General features: G+C 62.5%; 11 protein-coding genes and 2 pseudogenes. 11 read left to right on the top strand and 2 right to left on the bottom strand.

From position 1 onward, the window contains the following. Window positions 1–13 precede the first annotated feature (13 nt). The 9 genes and pseudogenes from V6M90_RS18490 to V6M90_RS30220 all read left to right on the top strand — a co-directional run bounded on the left by V6M90_RS18490 (window position 14) and on the right by V6M90_RS30220 (window position 10,848). The gene (locus V6M90_RS18490) at window positions 14–922 is read left to right on the top strand and encodes an efflux RND transporter periplasmic adaptor subunit (protein ID WP_003173782.1); all 909 of its coding nucleotides are present in this window, start codon (window positions 14–16) and stop codon (window positions 920–922) included. Next, entirely contained in the window at window positions 922–2,889 is a 1,968-nt protein-coding gene (locus V6M90_RS18485; protein ID WP_332846916.1) for an FUSC family protein, read from the top strand. Before V6M90_RS18490 ends, V6M90_RS18485 begins: the two co-directional genes overlap by 1 nt. Before the next feature lie 303 nt (window positions 2,890–3,192). Continuing rightward, on the top strand, window positions 3,193–4,098 hold the full coding sequence (gene gcvA, locus V6M90_RS18480; RefSeq protein WP_042944638.1) for a transcriptional regulator GcvA: 906 nt from the start codon (window positions 3,193–3,195) through the stop codon (window positions 4,096–4,098). 74 nt (window positions 4,099–4,172) lie between these two features. After that, window positions 4,173–5,000 carry an EamA family transporter gene (locus V6M90_RS18475; RefSeq protein WP_141063824.1) on the top strand — a complete coding sequence of 276 codons (828 nt, stop codon included), beginning with the start codon at window positions 4,173–4,175 and terminating at the stop codon, window positions 4,998–5,000. A 29-nt stretch (window positions 5,001–5,029) separates the two neighbouring features. Beyond that, window positions 5,030–5,791, top strand: a complete 762-nt coding sequence (locus V6M90_RS18470) for an SDR family oxidoreductase (protein ID WP_078733153.1) — start codon at window positions 5,030–5,032, stop codon at window positions 5,789–5,791. A 292-nt stretch (window positions 5,792–6,083) separates the two neighbouring features. Then, window positions 6,084–7,121 carry an ABC transporter substrate-binding protein gene (locus V6M90_RS18465; RefSeq protein ID WP_408637325.1) on the top strand — a complete coding sequence of 346 codons (1,038 nt, stop codon included), beginning with the start codon at window positions 6,084–6,086 and terminating at the stop codon, window positions 7,119–7,121. Window positions 7,122–7,143: 22 nt separating this feature from the next. Then, window positions 7,144–9,456, top strand: a pseudogene (locus tag V6M90_RS30230) (ATP-binding protein); the annotation flags it as partial. 51 nt (window positions 9,457–9,507) lie between these two features. Next, a pseudogene (locus V6M90_RS30225) lies at window positions 9,508–9,990 on the top strand (response regulator transcription factor); the annotation flags it as partial. After that, the gene (locus V6M90_RS30220) at window positions 9,991–10,848 is read left to right on the top strand and encodes a sensor histidine kinase (RefSeq protein ID WP_408637324.1); all 858 of its coding nucleotides are present in this window, start codon (window positions 9,991–9,993) and stop codon (window positions 10,846–10,848) included. A 12-nt stretch (window positions 10,849–10,860) separates the two neighbouring features. On the opposite strand, the gene V6M90_RS18455 is transcribed toward V6M90_RS30220, so the two are convergent. Beyond that, window positions 10,861–13,749: a DUF4132 domain-containing protein gene (locus V6M90_RS18455; RefSeq protein WP_332846914.1), complete on the bottom strand. Its 2,889-nt coding sequence runs from the start codon at window positions 13,747–13,749 to the stop codon at window positions 10,861–10,863. 30 nt (window positions 13,750–13,779) lie between these two features. Next, window positions 13,780–14,220 (bottom strand): hypothetical protein, encoded by a 441-nt coding sequence (locus tag V6M90_RS18450; RefSeq protein ID WP_003173790.1) that lies wholly within the window; start codon window positions 14,218–14,220, stop codon window positions 13,780–13,782. Between the two features lie 328 nt (window positions 14,221–14,548). Here V6M90_RS18450 and V6M90_RS18445 point away from each other — a divergent pair, with 328 nt between their 5' ends. Then, a complete protein-coding gene (locus tag V6M90_RS18445) occupies window positions 14,549–16,030 on the top strand; it encodes an APC family permease (RefSeq protein WP_141063821.1) in 1,482 nt (493 codons plus the stop codon). 247 nt (window positions 16,031–16,277) lie between these two features. Then, window positions 16,278–16,988 (top strand): DUF3108 domain-containing protein, encoded by a 711-nt coding sequence (locus V6M90_RS18440; protein ID WP_003173792.1) that lies wholly within the window; start codon window positions 16,278–16,280, stop codon window positions 16,986–16,988. Window positions 16,989–17,078: the final 90 nt, after the last annotated feature.

Here is a 17,078-nt window from a genome sequence, read left to right as displayed (position 1 = left end):
CGAGGCTGTGGGCATGTCTATCGTCAAACTCCTCAAACCTGTCGCCACCCTGGCGCTGGGGGCGCTGGCCCTAGTGTTCTGCCTGCAACTGTGGCGAGCGTATGTCCTGGCGCCCTGGACGCGGGACGCACGGGTGAGTGTGCAGGTCATCCGTATTGCGCCGCAGGTTTGCGGCCAGATCGATCAGTTGTCGGCCACTGACAACCAGTGGGTGGCAAAGGGCGATTTGCTGTACCGCATCGATGCACGCGCCTATCGACTGGCCGTGCAGCAGCGCGCCGCAGAGTTCGCCGAGGTGCGCAGTGTGTTCGAGCAACGCCGTGCGCAATTCAAGCGACGAACCCTGTTGGCCGGCGCCATCGCCCAGGAGGAAATTGACAACGCAGCGCGCGACCTGGCGGTGGCCCAGGCGCGCCTGGACGCGGCAGCCAGCCAACTGGCCCAGGCGCAACTGGATCTGGACCGCACGACGGTGCGTTCGCCGGTGGATGGCTATGTCACTCAACTGCGCCTGCAGCCCGGTGACTACGCGCAGGCGGGCACTACCAACCTGTTCGTGGTCGATGCACATAGTTTCTGGATCACGGGTTATTTTGAGGAGACCAAGCTGGCGCAGGTGCGCATCGGCGCACCGGTCTCGATCAAGCTGATGGGGTTTGCCCCACTGCTGCAAGGGCATGTGGCAAGCATGGGCCGGGGGATCGCCGACACCAATGAATTGCGCAACGACAGCGGTTTGCCTCAGGTGAGCCCGACCTTCAGTTGGATTCGGTTGGCACAGCGCGTACCTGTGCGCATCGAGTTGGACAAGGTGCCGGACGGGGTGGCGTTGGCGGCGGGCATGACCGCCAGTGTCGAAGTGACGCAGCCGAACGCCGCGCCGCGCTGGCGGCTTACCCAATGGCTGCAGGCGTTCATGTGATGACGCGGCTGTCGACACGCCTTTTCGCGGCGATTCCCCGACCCTGGACACCCGCCACCTTCGCCTACGTACTGCGTTGTATCGTGGCGGCGGGTCTGGCGCTGTGGCTCGGCTTCCAACTGCACCTGGACGCTCCGTTTTCGGGCGCATCTACCGTGTTGCTGCTGGTGCAGCCGATTCAGGGCGCGGTTCGCGGCAAGGGCGTCTACCGGATGCTGGGTACTTTGATCGGCCTGGGTGCGGCGTTCGTGCTGACAGGGCTGTTCGCGCAACAGATGCTGTTGTTCATACTGGGCATCGGCGTGTGGCTGGGCCTGTGTGTCGGTGCAATGACCGTGTTGCGCCATTACCAGGCCACGGCGGCAGTGGTGGCGGGTTATACGGTGTGCCTGGCGTTGGGGCCAGCCATCGTCGCGCCTGAGCAGGCGTTCGACCACCTCATCACGCGGGGCACGGCGGTGGCGCTTGGCGTGTTGAGCTTGAGCCTGGTCGTCACGCTGTTCAGCTCCAGAACGATGGCGCATAAAGTTCGAAGCTCGCTTGTCGATGTCTGTGCCCGTAGCGTGGGGCTGCTCGCTGCCCAACTCGCCGGCGAGCAGCCTGTGGGGCTGGCGAGGCAACGTCATGCGCTCGCGATGGATATCGCCAAGGTGGATGACCAACTGGGACTCGCACGCGGGGAGTCGGCGCTGATTCGCTCCCGGCAATTGGCGATTCAGGCAGGTCTGGCGCATCTGCAATCCGTTGTACTCGACATGCGCCTGGACGAGCCACACTCCGGCTTCGATCCCACGTCGCTGGCTCAAATAAGCACCGCGTTGCGACAATTGAGCGAGCGGATGCCCGACACACGCGGCGACTTTCTCGCCGCTGCCGATACGGTGGAGCAACTGTGTCGCAGGGCGCGTGAACCTGCTGACTCATCCGTGCATTCGCACGTGTTCAGCGAACGCCTGGAGGAACAGTTGACGGACCTGAGTGAGGCCTTGTTGAATTTCTCCAGCCTTGATCAGCCTCGCCCAAAGCGCGTGCGTGCCGTGGGGTATCACCGCAACTACGTCGATGCCGCGCGAAACGGCGTCAGGGCACTGCTCGCCACGCTGGCCGCCGGCACACTCTGGTACGTCAGCGGTTGGGATCAAGGGCCCACGCTACTGGCGGTCGTGGGCCCGTGCTGCACATTGTTGGCGACGGCCCCCGCGCCTGCCCAGGGTATCGCCGGCTTCATACGGGGCACGCTCTATGCCATGTTGGCGGCGGTGCTGTGCAAGTTCCTGGTGATGCCTCAGATCAACGGTTTCCCTCTGTTATTCCTGGTACTGGCGGCGTTCTGGTCGTTCGGAATCCATGCCACCAGCCAACCGCGCTACGGTCTGCAAGGAATTGCCTACCTGATCGGGTTCAACACCTTGGTAAGCACTGGCGATACCGCCCTCTACGATTTCGCCGGCTTCGCCAATCAGGCGCTGGCCTGGATCGTTGCCATGCTTATCTGCCTGCTGGCATTTCAGATATTGCCGAAAGATCCGGCTAAACACGTTCGGGCCTTGAAAGATTCACTCCACCAGCACACACGCCGGCTACTTCGCCAGGCGAGCACTGTCGATCACCTTAAGTGGCAGGCAACGCAACAACACCGGATCGTCGCGCTGAAGAGTGCGCTTGGCGCGGATAACCCGCACGCTGAGCAGACGGGATACCTGTCGTTGCAACTGAGCAAGCAATTGAGCCGGCTACAGCGTAAAGCGAGCCGCATTGCCCCGGGTTCGCCCGTCGCCCAATGCGCACAAACCGGCGCCCGGCGGATTGCTCGTTTTGCTTATGACCCGGCGATCGGCGCTGTGCAGGCACGCCGTACGGCAAGGTCGATGGAAAGGCTTGGGGCGCATCATTTGGCGGCCTGTTACCAGGACCTGGCGCGGTTGCTGGAGGCATACGCGAACACTGTGCATTCCCTTGTACCGTAGGACGACAGGCTTCTTCGTGCATGAATATCTACAATTTCAAAAAGCTGAAACTTCTTCCTGTGGGAGGGGGCTTGCTCCCGATGAGGGCGTGTCAGATACATCTGTCACTGACCCACCTATATCGGGAGCAAGCCCCCTCGCCACAGACTCATCGCGGTCTCGAAAAGCGGTGTAGATGCCCAAGCTTCTCCATGCCGATTCCTTGTGTTTCAGCCGACGAAGGTGATCGCCAACGAATTTGGCTCTAACATGAGCCAATCTTCATGCTGCGCTTTTCCCGACCACTCGCCGGACGCCCCGCCTATGAGAGACCTGCCACCCACCGCCACGTTGCGCGCTTTTGAAGTCGCCACGCGGCACCCGACCTTTACCGCTGCGGCGCAGGAGCTGCATGTGACGCAGAGCGCGGTCAGCCACCAGCTCAGGCATCTCGAGGCGCTGTGGGGGTTGCAGTTGTTCGAACGGGGCAGGGCGTTACGCCTCACGGCAGCGGGGGCTACGCTGGCGCCCATCGTGCGAGAGTTTTTCATGAGCCTGGAGGCGACCTTGGGCGACCTGCGCGAGCAAAAAGGCCGGGTTCGACTCAGCGTCAGCACCACCTATTCCTTCGCGCTGAAATGGCTGCTGCCACGCTTGCCGAGTCTTTCTCGCCAGCATCCCGAGCTGCTGGTCTCGCTGGATACCACGGACGCAGTCATCCACTTCTCCGACGCTCAGGCCGATGTCGCGATCCGACTCGGCAAAGGCAACTACCCAGGGCTGTACTCGGAGTTCCTGTTTGGCGAACAGGTGTTTCCCGTGGCCAGTCCCGAGCTGCTGCAGCGCGTTGGAACACCGGGCAGCCCCACCGAGTTGTTGCGTTTACCGCTGCTGATCCGGGATGGCGCCGAGCTGGCGCCGAAATGGGAGGTGTGGTTTGAAGCGGTCGGCCTGGCATTTTCGCCGCTCAGGGAAAGCGTCAGGTTTGGCGATACCAACATGACGGTTGAGGCCGCCTTGCTCGGCCAGGGCGTGGCGTTGGTGCGCAGCGGGCATGTCGAGAACGAAATCAGCGATGGCCGTCTGGTGCGGCTGTTCGATGTGCAGTTCCAGTCGCCGCTTGCCTACTATTTCGTGTGCCCCAAGGGCATCGAATCGCAGCCGCACATCGCACGCTTTCGTCGATGGTTGGTCGGCGAGGCGCTGAAAGTCCAACAAGCAGATCAGTGATCCATGAGCATTCGCTCATGCTGCAATGAAGAGACTTCGCTGTCGTCCGGGCGCGGGGTTGCCTAAAGTGGCGTATGCCTATTCATCTCGTGGTTCTCGTCCTGTTTGCCGCGCTGCTACACGCCAGTTGGAATGCGCTGCTGCGCGGCGGTGCGGACCGGTTATGGTCGATGACGGTGATGTGCATCGCCATCGCCGTTACCTGTGTCCTCGCCGCCACGTTCATGGTGCGCCCTGCGCCTGAAAGCTGGGGCTATGCGTTGCTGTCGGGGTTGTTGCATGTCGGCTACAACCTGTTCCTGGTGCGCAGCTACCGGGTCGGCGACCTGGGGCAGATCTATCCGATTTCGCGTGGATCGTCGCCAGTGCTGATCACCCTCGGGGCTGCGGCTTTTGCCGGGGAACGCATCGCTCCGGGCGAGTTGCTCGGTATTGCGCTGGTATCGGGCGGAATTATTTCGCTGGCCTTCAGGGGGCGCAGCCTGTCGGTTCCCAGCCTGCCTTTCGCGCTGGGCACGGGCGTCTTCATCGCAGCGTACAGTGTCGTCGATGGTATCGGCGCCAGGCTCTCCGGTGCACCGCTTGCCTACACGGTGTGGATGTGCGCCTTGTGGGGTGTGCTGATGCCGGTGGTTTACATCGGCCTGCGCGACGCCCGCAGCCTGTTCTGCGTGCGGCCTGGAACAGTCTCCGCCGTGGTGGGTGGGCTCGTTTCTTTGCTCGCCTATGGCGTGGTGATCTACGCCATGAACGAAGCGCCGTTGGGTGCGGTATCGGCCTTGCGCGAAACCAGCGTGCTGTTTGCGGTGTTGATCGGCTATCTGTTCCTCGGCGAGACGCTCACCGTCCGCCGGATTCTGGCGTGCGTCGTGATCGTCAGCGGCACGCTTCTCATCGGCTGACACGGCCAACGGCTCAGGGAGTCTTTTCAATGGGTAATGTCTCGCAGGTACCGCTGATTCTGATCACCGGCGGCAGTCGCGGAGTGGGGGCGGCAACCGCCCGGTTAGCCGCCGCAAACGGCTATGACGTGGCGATCAGCTACGTTGCCAACGAACCCGCGGCGCTGGCAGTGGCGGCGCAGGTGCAAGCGTTAGGGCGCAAGGCTTTGGCCATGCGCGCCGACAGTGCGGACCCTCGGCATGTCGCCGATTTGTTCGCGGCCATCGACCGTACGTTCGGGCGAATCGACGTGCTGGTCAATAATGCCGGGGTGCTGGAGACGCAGTCACGTCTGGAAGACCTCGGCTTCGAGCGCATGCAGCGCATTTTCGCGGTCAACGCTATCGGTCCGATACTCTGTGCCCAGCAGGCGGTGAAGCGCATGGCTTACCGGCATAACGGCCCGGGCGGTGCGGTGATCAACGTCTCTTCGGCCTCGGCGCGCCTCGGCAGCCCCAACGAATACGTCGACTATGCAGCCTCAAAAGGTGCCTTGGAGACGTTTACAATCGGGTTCGCCAAGGAGGTGGCGCGGGAAGGCATACGCGTCAACTGTGTTCGCCCAGGGCACATCTACACCGACATGCATGCCAGCGGCGGCGAGCCGGGGCGTGTCGATCGCGTCAAGGACTCGATCCCCATGGGCCGCGGTGGTCAGCCGGAGGAAGTGGCGCGCGCCATTCTATGGCTGGCCAGCGAACAGGCATCCTTCGTGACGGGAACATTCCTGGATGTGACGGGCGGTAAATGAGTCTGCCCGGCCGGGAGCAACTCGAGTCGTCGCACCGCCCCTCCCACATTGGCGAGTTCCACACAATCGACTGAAATCCGCCATGATCGCGCGCGCAGCTGGCACATTGAGACTATGCTCATTGCCAAATGCAAGCCATGTCGTGGTTTCAATTGTCGCCCGCCAAGGAAAGGAGCCGTATGTGTCTGGATCTCAATGTTGTCCGGCAGTGCCGCAATGGCTTCATCGACAGGTTGTGGGCACGTGCAGGCCGAGCCTGTGGCGCTTCGCCGCCTGCCTGAGCGGGCTGGTAATGGTGGCCGCCAATCCTGCCCAGGCTGCCGACGGCAGTATCGCCGGTGGCCCTGCCGCGAGCTATAGCATCGCCTTCAGTAACTCCTACGCGGGCAGCGATTTTCGCAAAGTGATGGTGCGCAACTGGCAGGAAATTGCGCAGCAAGCGCAACTGGAGGGCTTGATCCGCGAGGCTCCGGTGGTCAGCGCCAATAACTCGGCGTCGGAACAGGCGGCTCATATCCAGGACATGATCGTCAAGGGCGTCGATGCCATCGTTGTCCTGGCTGCGTCCGACACGGCCCTCGATGGGGTGATCCGCGATGCCTGCAACGCCGGCATCGTGGTGGTGGTGATGGCCAGCAAGGTCACCGAAGGCTGCGTCTATACCGTGGACTACAACTGGTCCGCCATGGGCCGCGTGGAAATCGACTATATCGCCGAGCGCCTCAAAGGCAACGGAACGCTGCTGGAGATCCGCGGCATTGCGGGTGATGCCACCGATAAAAACATCAGCGACGGCATTCGCAAGGCCGCCAGCGACTATCCGGGCCTGAGGTTCGCCAAGACCGTATACGGCAACTGGACGGGGGCCGTCGCACGCAAGGAGGTGTCGCTGGCGTTGCCGTCGTTGCCCGTCATCGATGCCGTTGCCACCCAAGGGGGCGACGGTTATGGGGCGGCCATGGCGTTCAAAGCGGCGGGACGCCCATTGCCGATCATCGTGATGGGCAACCGTCAGGATGAACTCGCCCTGTGGAAACAGGAACGCGAGGCCAATGGCTACGAGACCGTCTCCGTTTCCGCTTCGCCAAGCGTCTCCCAAGTGGGGTTTTGGGTGGCCCAACAGATTCTGGCGGGCAAACGGGTCCCGAAGTTCGTTGAAGTGCCGCTGGTGCGCATCGATGCCAAAGACCTGGACACTTGGCTTGCCACGATGCCGGTGGGCGGCGCCGCCAATCCTTTCTACAGCCAGGCTTCCGTTGTGGCGATGATCGACGCGGCCAACAATCATACGGCGCCGCCGGCGCCTGTGCCGGAGGTCAAGAAACAGTAGTGGCGGTTGGGGAGCAAGGGCCATGCTGACATTCAAAACCGCCAGGGACCGGCCCATTGCCGTCAAGATCGGCCTGGCGGTCGCCGCACTGGTGTTCCTGATGCTGGCGGTGTCGCTCGTGAACCTCTACGGGCTGCGCGGCATGGTGCGCGCGGTGGATTCGGCCAGTCATTCCGCGGAGATCCTGGCGTCGGTCAACGGCGCCACCGGGCGGGTGGAGAACTTCATTGCCACGCGCGACCAGGAAAGCCTGTCCCAGGCCGAAGGCATGGTGGCGACGGCTATCGCCGGCCTGACCGCCATTCCGGTGGCAGAGGCGCAATCGCTCAAAGGCAGCCTGGAACGGCTTGCCTCGGCGATCGCGGCCCTGCGCACGGCGACCCTGACCATGGATGGTGAAACGGAGAACATGACCACCCACCATAGCCGGATGCGAGAGGCGACGACCCTCATCGAACAAGGCATTGCCGATGGGCTCAAGGACCTCGACACCCGTGCGGCTGAACACCAGGCTCGGGTGAGCAACATCGAAAGTGCCCACCGCATGCTGGATGTGCTGCGCAACGGCGAGCGGATCATCACCGCCAATGTGGCCAGGATGCTGCTGAGCGGTGATGGAACGGCCGCCACTGCGGCGCGCAACGCCTGCGCGGCACTTCAGCCGGTGGTCGAACAATTGCGCGAGGTGATGGGAACGGCGGATGCAAAAGAGAACCTGGACCAGTTGGCCGCGGCGATCACTGCGGCCGGCCTGGCGGTGGAGCACCTTGGCGAGGCGCCCAAGCTGCGCGGGGGCGAGGCGTTGCGGCAGCTCGCCGCTGTCGGGGATGTGGCCGAGCGTCTCGAAGCACAGTTGGGGGATGTGGATGGGCAGGTTGCCCATGACGCAAGCGACATTCAGGCCGCCACCGGATTGCTGCACAATGCCGCGGCGTTATCCAAGCGTTTCGCCGAACGCGTGGCCACTCTGGAGGCGCAGACCTTGTCGTTTCGCCTGTCACCGTCGGCCGAGATCGCCGACGCTGTCGGCACCCTGCTGGACGAACTCTCGCGTGTTGCGCGTGTGCTCCCTTCGTCCGTGGGGACGCAAGCCAATGCGACGCCGGTGACGGTCAAGGATCAGATTGCCGGCTACCGAGCGGCATTCGCCAGGTTCCGCCAGGCAAGCAATGCCTTGAGCGACGCGCGCGACCAGGTTCGCAACGAGGCTCGCAGTGCCGGCCTGTTGGTGGCGCGCTTCGCGGGTCAGGCGCGCTCCGATGCCTTGGTCCACAATGACCGCGGCATGCTTGCGACGATCATTGCGGGCACGGTCGCCATCCTGTTGGCCGGCGCCATCGCCTGGAGCACCTCGCGATTTGTTGCGCAGCCTATCGTGGCCCTGGCCTCGGTCATGCGCCGGCTGGCGGCCGGCGACCTGCGCACCGGGATCGCCAGCGTCGAACGCGGCGACGAGATTGGCATCATGACCCGCGCGGTACGCGTGTTCCAGGAGAATGCCCTGCGCATCCGCGTGCTGGAGGCCGAGGCCGAGGCCGAACGACAGCAGGTCCAGGCCTCGTTGGAGCGAATGGTCGCCGAGCGTACCGACACGCTGCATCACCAGACCGAGGTGCTGGAGGCGCAGGCCATCGAGCTTATCCAGGCGCGCAATCAGGCCGATTCGGCCAACCAGGCAAAGAGCGATTTCGTGGCCACGGTCAGCCACGAACTGCGCACGCCGCTGACCCTCATTCTCGCCCCCCTGGAGCAGCTGTCGGCAGCGACGCTTGTGCCGGCCGACTGGCGGGTGCAAATCGAGCGCGCCCAACGCAACGCACTGCGCTTGATGAACCGGGTCAACGACATCCTCGATTTCTCCAAGGCCGAAGCGGGCAAGTTCGAGGTGTGCCCGACGCTGGTCGACTTGAACAATGCGGTGGGGGTGCTGGCCGAGGATGCCGCCATGGTGGCCGAGGGCAAGGGGTGCACCTTGACCTGCAGCATCGATCCCGCGCTCGGCACGGTGTTCCTGGACCCCCGACACTTCGAGAAAATTCTGCTCAACCTGGTGAGCAACGCCATCAAGTTCACGCCCGCTGGCGGCACCGTACACCTGGCAGTGACGCCGCTGGACGGCGAGCGATTTGAACTGGCGGTGCAGGACTCGGGGATCGGCATTGCGCCTGAGGAACTGCCGTTGCTGTTCCAGCGGTTTTCCCAGATCGACAATTCCGCCACGCGCCATTACAGCGGCACAGGCATCGGCCTGGCCCTGGTCAAGGACCTGGTCGAACTGATGGGGGGCGAAGTCGGCGTCAGTAGCGAGCCGGGACGCGGGTCGTGCTTCTTCGTTCGACTTCCGCTGGGGGCCGAGCAAAACGCCTTGCTGAGCGAAGCCAGTACGATGCATGAGCCATCGTCACCGAGCACAGCGAGCACGACCGAGCAGCGCCATCTGCGTTTCGACGACGGCCGCCAGGGCAGTCCGGCGCAAGGCGTAGACGACGAACAGCACCCGGAACACGCCGCGCGATCCAAAGTGCTGGTGGTGGACGACAGCCCGGAAATGCTCAGCTATCTCAGCGAGCTTTTGCGTGACGACTATGTCGTCGCCACCGCGGTGGATGGAGAGCAGGCCTGGGCACTCCTGCAGCGTCGCTCCATCGATGTCGTTGTCTCGGATGTGATGATGCCGCTGCTCGACGGCTTCGGCCTGACCGCCAGAATCAAAGGCAGCCCCGGTTTTGCCCACTTGCCCGTGATCCTGGTGACCGCTCGCGGCGGCAGTGATGCCTGCGTTTCCGGGCTGGAGAGTGGCGCCGATGACTACATCGCCAAACCCTTCTCGCCGCTGGAACTCAAGGCTCGCGTGCGCGCGGCGCTACGCATGAGCCAGGTGCAAAGCGAACTGCACGCAAAATCCCGCCAGGCGGGCATGGCCGAAATCGCCACCGCTGTGCTGCACAACGTTGGTAACGTCCTCAACAGCGTGAACGTGTCGGCAGACCTGGTCAGCAACCAGATGCGCACCTCCAAAGTCCAGGGGCTGGGCAAGGTCGCTCAACTGATGAACGAACACGTCAATGACCTGAGCGATTTTCTCGCCAACGATCCCAAAGGCAAGATGCTGCCCGACTACCTGCTCAAGCTGGCGGAGGTGGTGACGGCAGAGCAACAAGGCATTGTCGAAGAACTCGGGCAACTCACCAAGGGCATTGACCACATCAAGACCATCGTCGCTGCCCAGCAGTCCTATGCCGTTGCGGTCAGTGTCGTGGAGACAGTCTCGGTCGCCGGGTTAGTCGACGATGCGTTGCGCATGAGTGCCGGTTCGCTGGAGCGTCAGGGGGTGACGCTGGTCAAGAGGATTGCCGACTTGCCCTTGCTGCCGCTGGATCGGCACCGGGTGTTGCTGATTCTGGTGAACCTGATCAGTAACGCCAAGCATGCGTTGGAAGGCGTGGCTGATCGCAGCCCCTGCGTTACGCTCGATGCCTGCCTCGTTGACGCATCAGTCCTGCGTATTTCAGTGACCGATAACGGCAACGGGATCACGCCGGAGCATCTGGCGCGGATCTTTTCGCATGGCTTCACCACTCGCAAGGAAGGCCACGGTTTTGGCCTGCACAGCTGTGCCCTCGCCGCGCAGGAAATGGGCGGCCGCTTGACCGTGCACAGCGACGGAGCCGGGCAGGGCGCAACGTTTACCCTGGATATTCCCCTTGAAGCTGCACCGGATCAGTGATGAGCGGCGATATCAGCCGCCGCGCTGTATCTGCTCCAATATCAGGCTGTCGGTGATGTTCAGGTCGTCCAGCAACAGAAACATCTTGCTCAGCACCTCGGCCATTTTCTGGTCCGTGTCGGCGAACGGCAGGTAGAACTCGGTAAAGCCACTGCCGGCGGGCACGATGCACAGGTAATTGCCGGGCTCGATATGGATGGCTGCGCTCCCCAGATGAATGCGGTAGTTCGCACGCTGGCCGGTGACGTACAGAAAATGCCCTGCACATTTGACGTTTCGCAGCCCTAGCCCTTGAATCAACTCGCCGACCAGTTCGGCGCGGCGTTGCAGGGTTTCGTTACTGGTGCTGTAACCGTCCGCGGCATGGGCCACGCAGACCAGCAGGTCGGCGTCACGCATGACGTGCGAAAACAGCAGCGGCGGAACCTGCTCAAGCGGCAGGGCTTTACGGTCGCGGTAGAACGCGATCGTGTCGAAGGTAAAGTGTTCGGTTTCCGAGAGGTAATGGCCGGTGTCCAGAAAGTTGAACATCGCGTAAATGCCGTGCTCCTTGCTCTCGTAATAGATGTCTTCGACGCTTGAGGTCGACCAGCCGCGGGCCTGCAGCAACCGCGCGGCGACCTTGGCTTTGAGGCGGTGGCCGGCAAATCGGTTGGACCACAGGCCGGTGTCTTGCTCAGCCGGCGTCAGCAGGTACAACTCGCGAAAGGCCTGTTTGAACGGCTGCACGCGGCGCTGGGTCACCACTTCTTTTTGCCAGGCCGACAGTTGGCCCGCCGTGAACAGATGAAACGGGTGAGCAATACGCAGGTGTTTTTTTGCGCTGTGCGGGCGGCCTTCAAGGTCGGTCACCGTCAGCGTTGCGGCATCGAGCCAACCCAGCACAGCGTCGTCAGCCTGCACAATCAGTTGTTCCAGCAGCAGGCGCACCGCAGGCATGTTCAACAGCGGTTTCAGCGCGTCCAGCGCCAGGGCTTCGCCGCTGCTCATCATCGCTTCCAGGGTGCGGCAGAAGCGCGCGATCTGGTCCTTGAGCTGGGTTTGCCGGGTCTTGAGGGCGACGAAGTCGGGATGTTTGCGAATCGCGGGCGGTGCGGTTTTCAGGGTTTTTCCGGCTTTGCCGACGTGCAGTGCGGGCGACAAGCCGTCGATGATCAGTCTGACGTCATAGCCATCGATCGTGGCGGCCGTCACTGCCGACTCGGCGATCTGCGCTTCCATGGCCCATTCCAGGCGAATCGCCGAGGGATAGCCGGCGACACGCGCGAGATTTTCCAGGCCTGCCTGTATCGCGGCATGGGAGTTGGCTTGTCGTTCAGCGCCGTATTTGCGCACCTCTTTGTGCAGTTTCTTGAACATCAGATAGCGCTGGCGTACGTCGTCCGCGTCCGTGACGGGCAGTACCCCATAGATGCGCATGGACGCCTGTGCATGGCGGGTCAGTTTCTTTTCCAGCGCTGCTCGGCCGACGCCCTGGTAGGCGTCGAGCAGTACACGCGTCTCGGGAAACGCCCAGTGCGAAGGTTCGAGTGCCGCGAGGTAGTCGCGCAGGTGGTCGGGGTCGGCCTCGGCCAGCGCCTTGTCCAGCAAGTAGCGGTCCACCACACCCACGGTCTCATCCTGTGTGTTGGGCAGGTCACTGCCCCAGCCGGACTGCGGTGCCAGGGCAATGCTCAGGTATTCACGCTGGAAGGCTTGCAGATCATTCCAACCGAGCGCGTCGAGCACCACGCGGCTGGCATGCCCGGCGTAGGGCAGGGCGGTCAGCAGGGTATGCCTGGAAAAACCGTTCAGCGCCGCGAGCAGTTCAGCCGATGCGGGCTTGGGCAATGTCTGAAGCGCCAGGAAGCGCTCGAGCACGGCGGCCGTATAGCCGAAGCCGTCGACAAAATTATCCGGTGTCATGCCCAGCCTTTCGATCACCGCCAGGGACTGCAGCAACCAGCGGGTCTGATACACCTCTACCGAACGAAAGGTGTCCGCCAGCTTCTCGGCGTTTTCGGGCAGCCCAGCCAGGGCGTCCTCGACATAACGCACGGTGAAGCGCGCCAGTTCAGGGGGCACGGCTGCGGACTCTTCAGCGGCAGGGGCTGCGCTTTCGGTTGACTCATCATCGTCGAATGCGTCCTCGGCGTACCGATCCATGTCCACATCATCGCTGTCCAGCCCGGCGTCGTCTGCGTAGAACATCATGGCGCGGCCCCAGGTATTGGCCGCCCGGACGAAGCGCGGGTAATCGAGGCGGCCCGCGGCCAGCAGGCCCAGTGCGAAACGCTCGATTTCCTGGTGCACGTAGACATAGGCATCGGCGATTTTTCGCGTGTCTTCATCCGGCGGCGAAGGCGGCTGCTCGCGGTTCCAGCTGCCGTCCAGCAACCATTCGGCGAGCGTCAGCCAGGCCGGGGCAGGCGGGTAATTGCTCAGGCGATTGAGGCAGGCCTGAACGTCAGGAAAAGCCCAGGCCTGGTCCAGACTTCTGCGGTAATAGGCAGGGCCATCTTCGTCAGTGGGCAAGGGATAGTCACTGTCCTCGAAGGCAAATTGCAGCATGTGCCGCAGTCGCGCACCGATCTGCTCCAGCGCATAGGTATCCGGGTGCGCGGTGATCCACGCGTCGCAGAGTCGATATTGCAGGCCGTAGCGCTGTTGATCGCGGCGATCCTCCAGGTCGTCCCAGACGGTCGGGAACACAAACCCATCAGCCAGCGCCTTGGGTCCCTCCTTGGGCTGCTGCCTGACCCAGTCATCGGCGATGCGCAGGAAGTCGATGCCGTCCCAGAAATCGAGCTCGAACGCGTCATATCGGCTGAGCGCGGGATAGCCATCCAGCGCGCTGTCACAGAATGCGCGCAGCGCAGCGAGGCGTGTGGCTTGTTCGGGCACGGGGCGGCGTGATTGCATGAGGGCATCCAGGGAAGTGAGCGACGAGGATCAACCGCCAATCAGCGGCACCAGGCGGATAAACGCAAGCGTGGAAGGGGGACTCAAGTCGATGGGGTCATCGAGTGTTTGCAGCAAGACGCCGTTGTGCAGAACGCGGAACGCACGGGCTTGAAAACCCTTCAAGGCGCGAGCGACCTCAACGTCGACATCCAGCTCCGCAGCTGCGCTGGCCTGAGGCATGGTCACCGCGCCTTCACGGGCTTGCCGCCGAATATCGCGCTCGCTCAGGTATTGACGGTCGAGCACTTCACGCAGCGACAGGTGTTCCAGCCAATGCTGGACCGACAGCGCGGCGATCTGTTCGGCAACGGTCAGGCGAATGAGCTCGGCGACCGTCAAGGTCAACGACTGCGGCGTGAGGGTCACAGGGGGCAGCAAAGGCTCCTGGCGCGCACCTTTGAGGCAATAGCTATGGACCACGAACTCCATGACGCATTCCTTGCAAACCAGGCCAGCCGGGCGGATGGCGCTTTAGCATAGCCCGGCCTGCAATAAACGTCATCGACCGTCGCCGTCACGCTGACGGCCAGCCATCTATTTAATCGAACGCCGCTTTCGGTATTTAGTATTTGCCGACCTCCGGGTCGGCTATTAGTCTCGGTCCATCCACACCGAACGCTGGCAAGCCGCTCGTCACAGGCGGCGTCCAGGCAACACGCAACAACCACTACAAGAATACCGATCCGGGACGCGCCGTCAGGCGTTGGCCACGGCTTCGGACATCCAAAATCTGCCGATTTTCTGGAGCCACACCGCCATGAGTGCACGACCTGACCTCGGCGCAGACGCCGACAGCGATGCCGAACAACTGCGCAAACTGGGCTACACCTCGAACTTCAATCGCAGCATGAGCCTATGGGAAAACTTCGCCCTGGGCTTTACCTACCTGTCGCCGGTGGTGGGCGTTTACACCCTGTTCGGCCTCTGCCTGGCGGCCGGCGGCCCGCCGATGTTCTGGGCCTACCTGCTGGTGGGTTGCGGGCAGCTGCTGGTGTGCCTGATCTTCGGCGAGGTGGTTTCGCAGTTCCCGATTTCCGGCGGCGTCTACCCCTGGGCTCGACGTCTGGTGGGTAAACGCTGGGCGTGGATGGTCGGTTGGATTTACTCCATCGCCCTGTGCGTCACCATCGCCGCCGTCGCGGTCGGCGCCGGTCCCTACCTCGCGGCGATGCTCGGTTTCGAGCCGAGCAACAACACCAATATTGTCATTGCCGTGCTGCTGACGCTGTTTGCGACCCTGGTCAACCTCAGCGGCACCCAGGTCCTGGCCCGCATCGCCATGTTCGGGTTTCTGTGTGAACTGGTCGGCGCGGTGATCGTTGGCGTGTATCTGCTGGTGTTTGAACGCCACCAGCCGATCAGCGTGCTGTTCAACACGTTCGATATCCGTGTCGACGGCTCTTACTTGCCGGCGTTCCTCACCGCATCGCTGGCGGGCATGTTCCTCTATTACGGCTTCGAAGCGTGCGGCGACGTGGCCGAGGAAACCCCGAACCCGAGCAAGCAAATCCCGGTGGCCATGCGCATGACCATCTACATCGGTGGTATCGCCGCGATGTTTGCCTGCCTGGCGCTGATCCTCGCCGTGCCGGACATGCAAGCGGTGATCAACGGCACCGATAAGGACCCGGTCACCACCATCCTCAACAATGCCTTCGGCAGCGTCGGTTCGAAGGTGGTGATGGGCGTGGTGATGGTTTCTTTCATCTCCTGCGTGATCAGTCTGCAGGCCGCCGCCAGCCGACTGCTGTATGCCTACGCCCGCGATGAAATGGTAATCGGCAGCGGCCTGCTGAAGCGTATTTCGCCGACCACCCAGGTGCCGGTGGCCGCGCTGTTCGTCTCCGGCGTGCTGCCGACGCTGATCATCGCCCTCGGTTTCTTCCTCCAGGACGCCGTGGCGACCATCGTCAGCTTCGCGGCGATCGGGATTTACCTGGCCTTCCAGATGATCGTGCTCGCCGCCCTGTACGCGCGCGCTCGAGGCTGGAAACCCAGCGGCAAGTTTGCCCTGGGCGGCTGGGGCCTGCCGGTGAATATCGGGGCGCTGGTCTATGGCGTGGGCGCCATCGTCAACATGGCCTGGCCGCGCACGCCGGACGCGGCGTGGTACATCAACTATGCGATGTTGCTGAGCACGGCCATCGTCATTGGCCTGGGCCTGCTCTACATGTGGTTGGGCAAGCCCTATGACCGTGGCACCGCGCCCGCCGGCGATGCCTGGAACGCCAGCCGGTAACGGCCAGCGACCGGGCACCGATCCGTTTGTTTATCCGAATGCGCACTCAGTCCTGCCTGATCAGTTCGACTCTACGATTGAGTGCCTTGCCTGCGCCTTACAAAACTGTCGTGCTCAACACAGCGCAATAGCACAGCCGTCCTATTGCCACGCGCTTTAGCGTTGGATCACAGTTGCTCCGCTGTTCAATCCGCCCTATAGAACGTGAACAAGGATCTGTTTTTTGAAAAATTCAACCACCAGAAAAATGGTCTTGACCTCGCTGATGCTTGCTGGCGCTACCTGGACCGTGGCAGCGGTTGGCGCAGCGGAGTCCTCGGCGCCGTGCACCAATGAGGCGGATTTCCAGGCGGGCACTGTGGTGGATTATGAAAGCCGCGATAACCTGTCCTCGGTAACCAGTCGCAATAAGACGCAAGCGTTGGGCCGTGAAGATTTCGCCGGCGCCAATCCAGTGGCCTCATTACACACGACGTTCATGAACAACTCACCGGTGTTTTTCACGACTACCTATGCGCAAATCAAGGACGGTCAGTTGATTCGCTACGGTGATCGGCATGGCGCCGGCGCTTCATTGACCACCACTGTTTACAATCCTCCTCCCGCGACACCGCTGGATTTACAGCCGGGGCAGACAGTCACCGTCAGCTACAAGAACCAGGTGGTCAGCAGCGGCGCCACACTTGATTTCGAGGTGACGGAAAAGCTGACCTACAATGGCCGTGAGACGATCAAGACGCCACTCGGGACGTTCGAGACCTGTCGGTTCACCAATGAAATTTCGTCGGGTCCCACGTCCGGTAAGCAACCGAAACAGACGGTCAGGGTGCAGAATTGGCTTGCTGCAGAGGGGCCCTACCGTGGGCAATCAATCAAATCAGCCAGTCCCTCTGGCGCGGAGGGGCAGGAGCGAATCGTTGAAGTGCTCAAGATGCACTATGAGACGGGGGCCAACTAACTCGCCTTGAGGGGTAGTACAGGTGTACTAGTTCAGGTGTTCTATATCATAAGTTGTATGACTCGGACATGATCGGTGCGTGTTTTCAAT

It is taken from the genome of Pseudomonas lactucae (assembly GCF_036688725.1).
GTDB classification, from domain to species: domain Bacteria; phylum Pseudomonadota; class Gammaproteobacteria; order Pseudomonadales; family Pseudomonadaceae; genus Aquipseudomonas; species Aquipseudomonas lactucae.
Note: the sequence above shows the minus strand (reverse complement) of the source record. Positions and strands in the feature narration are given on the sequence as shown.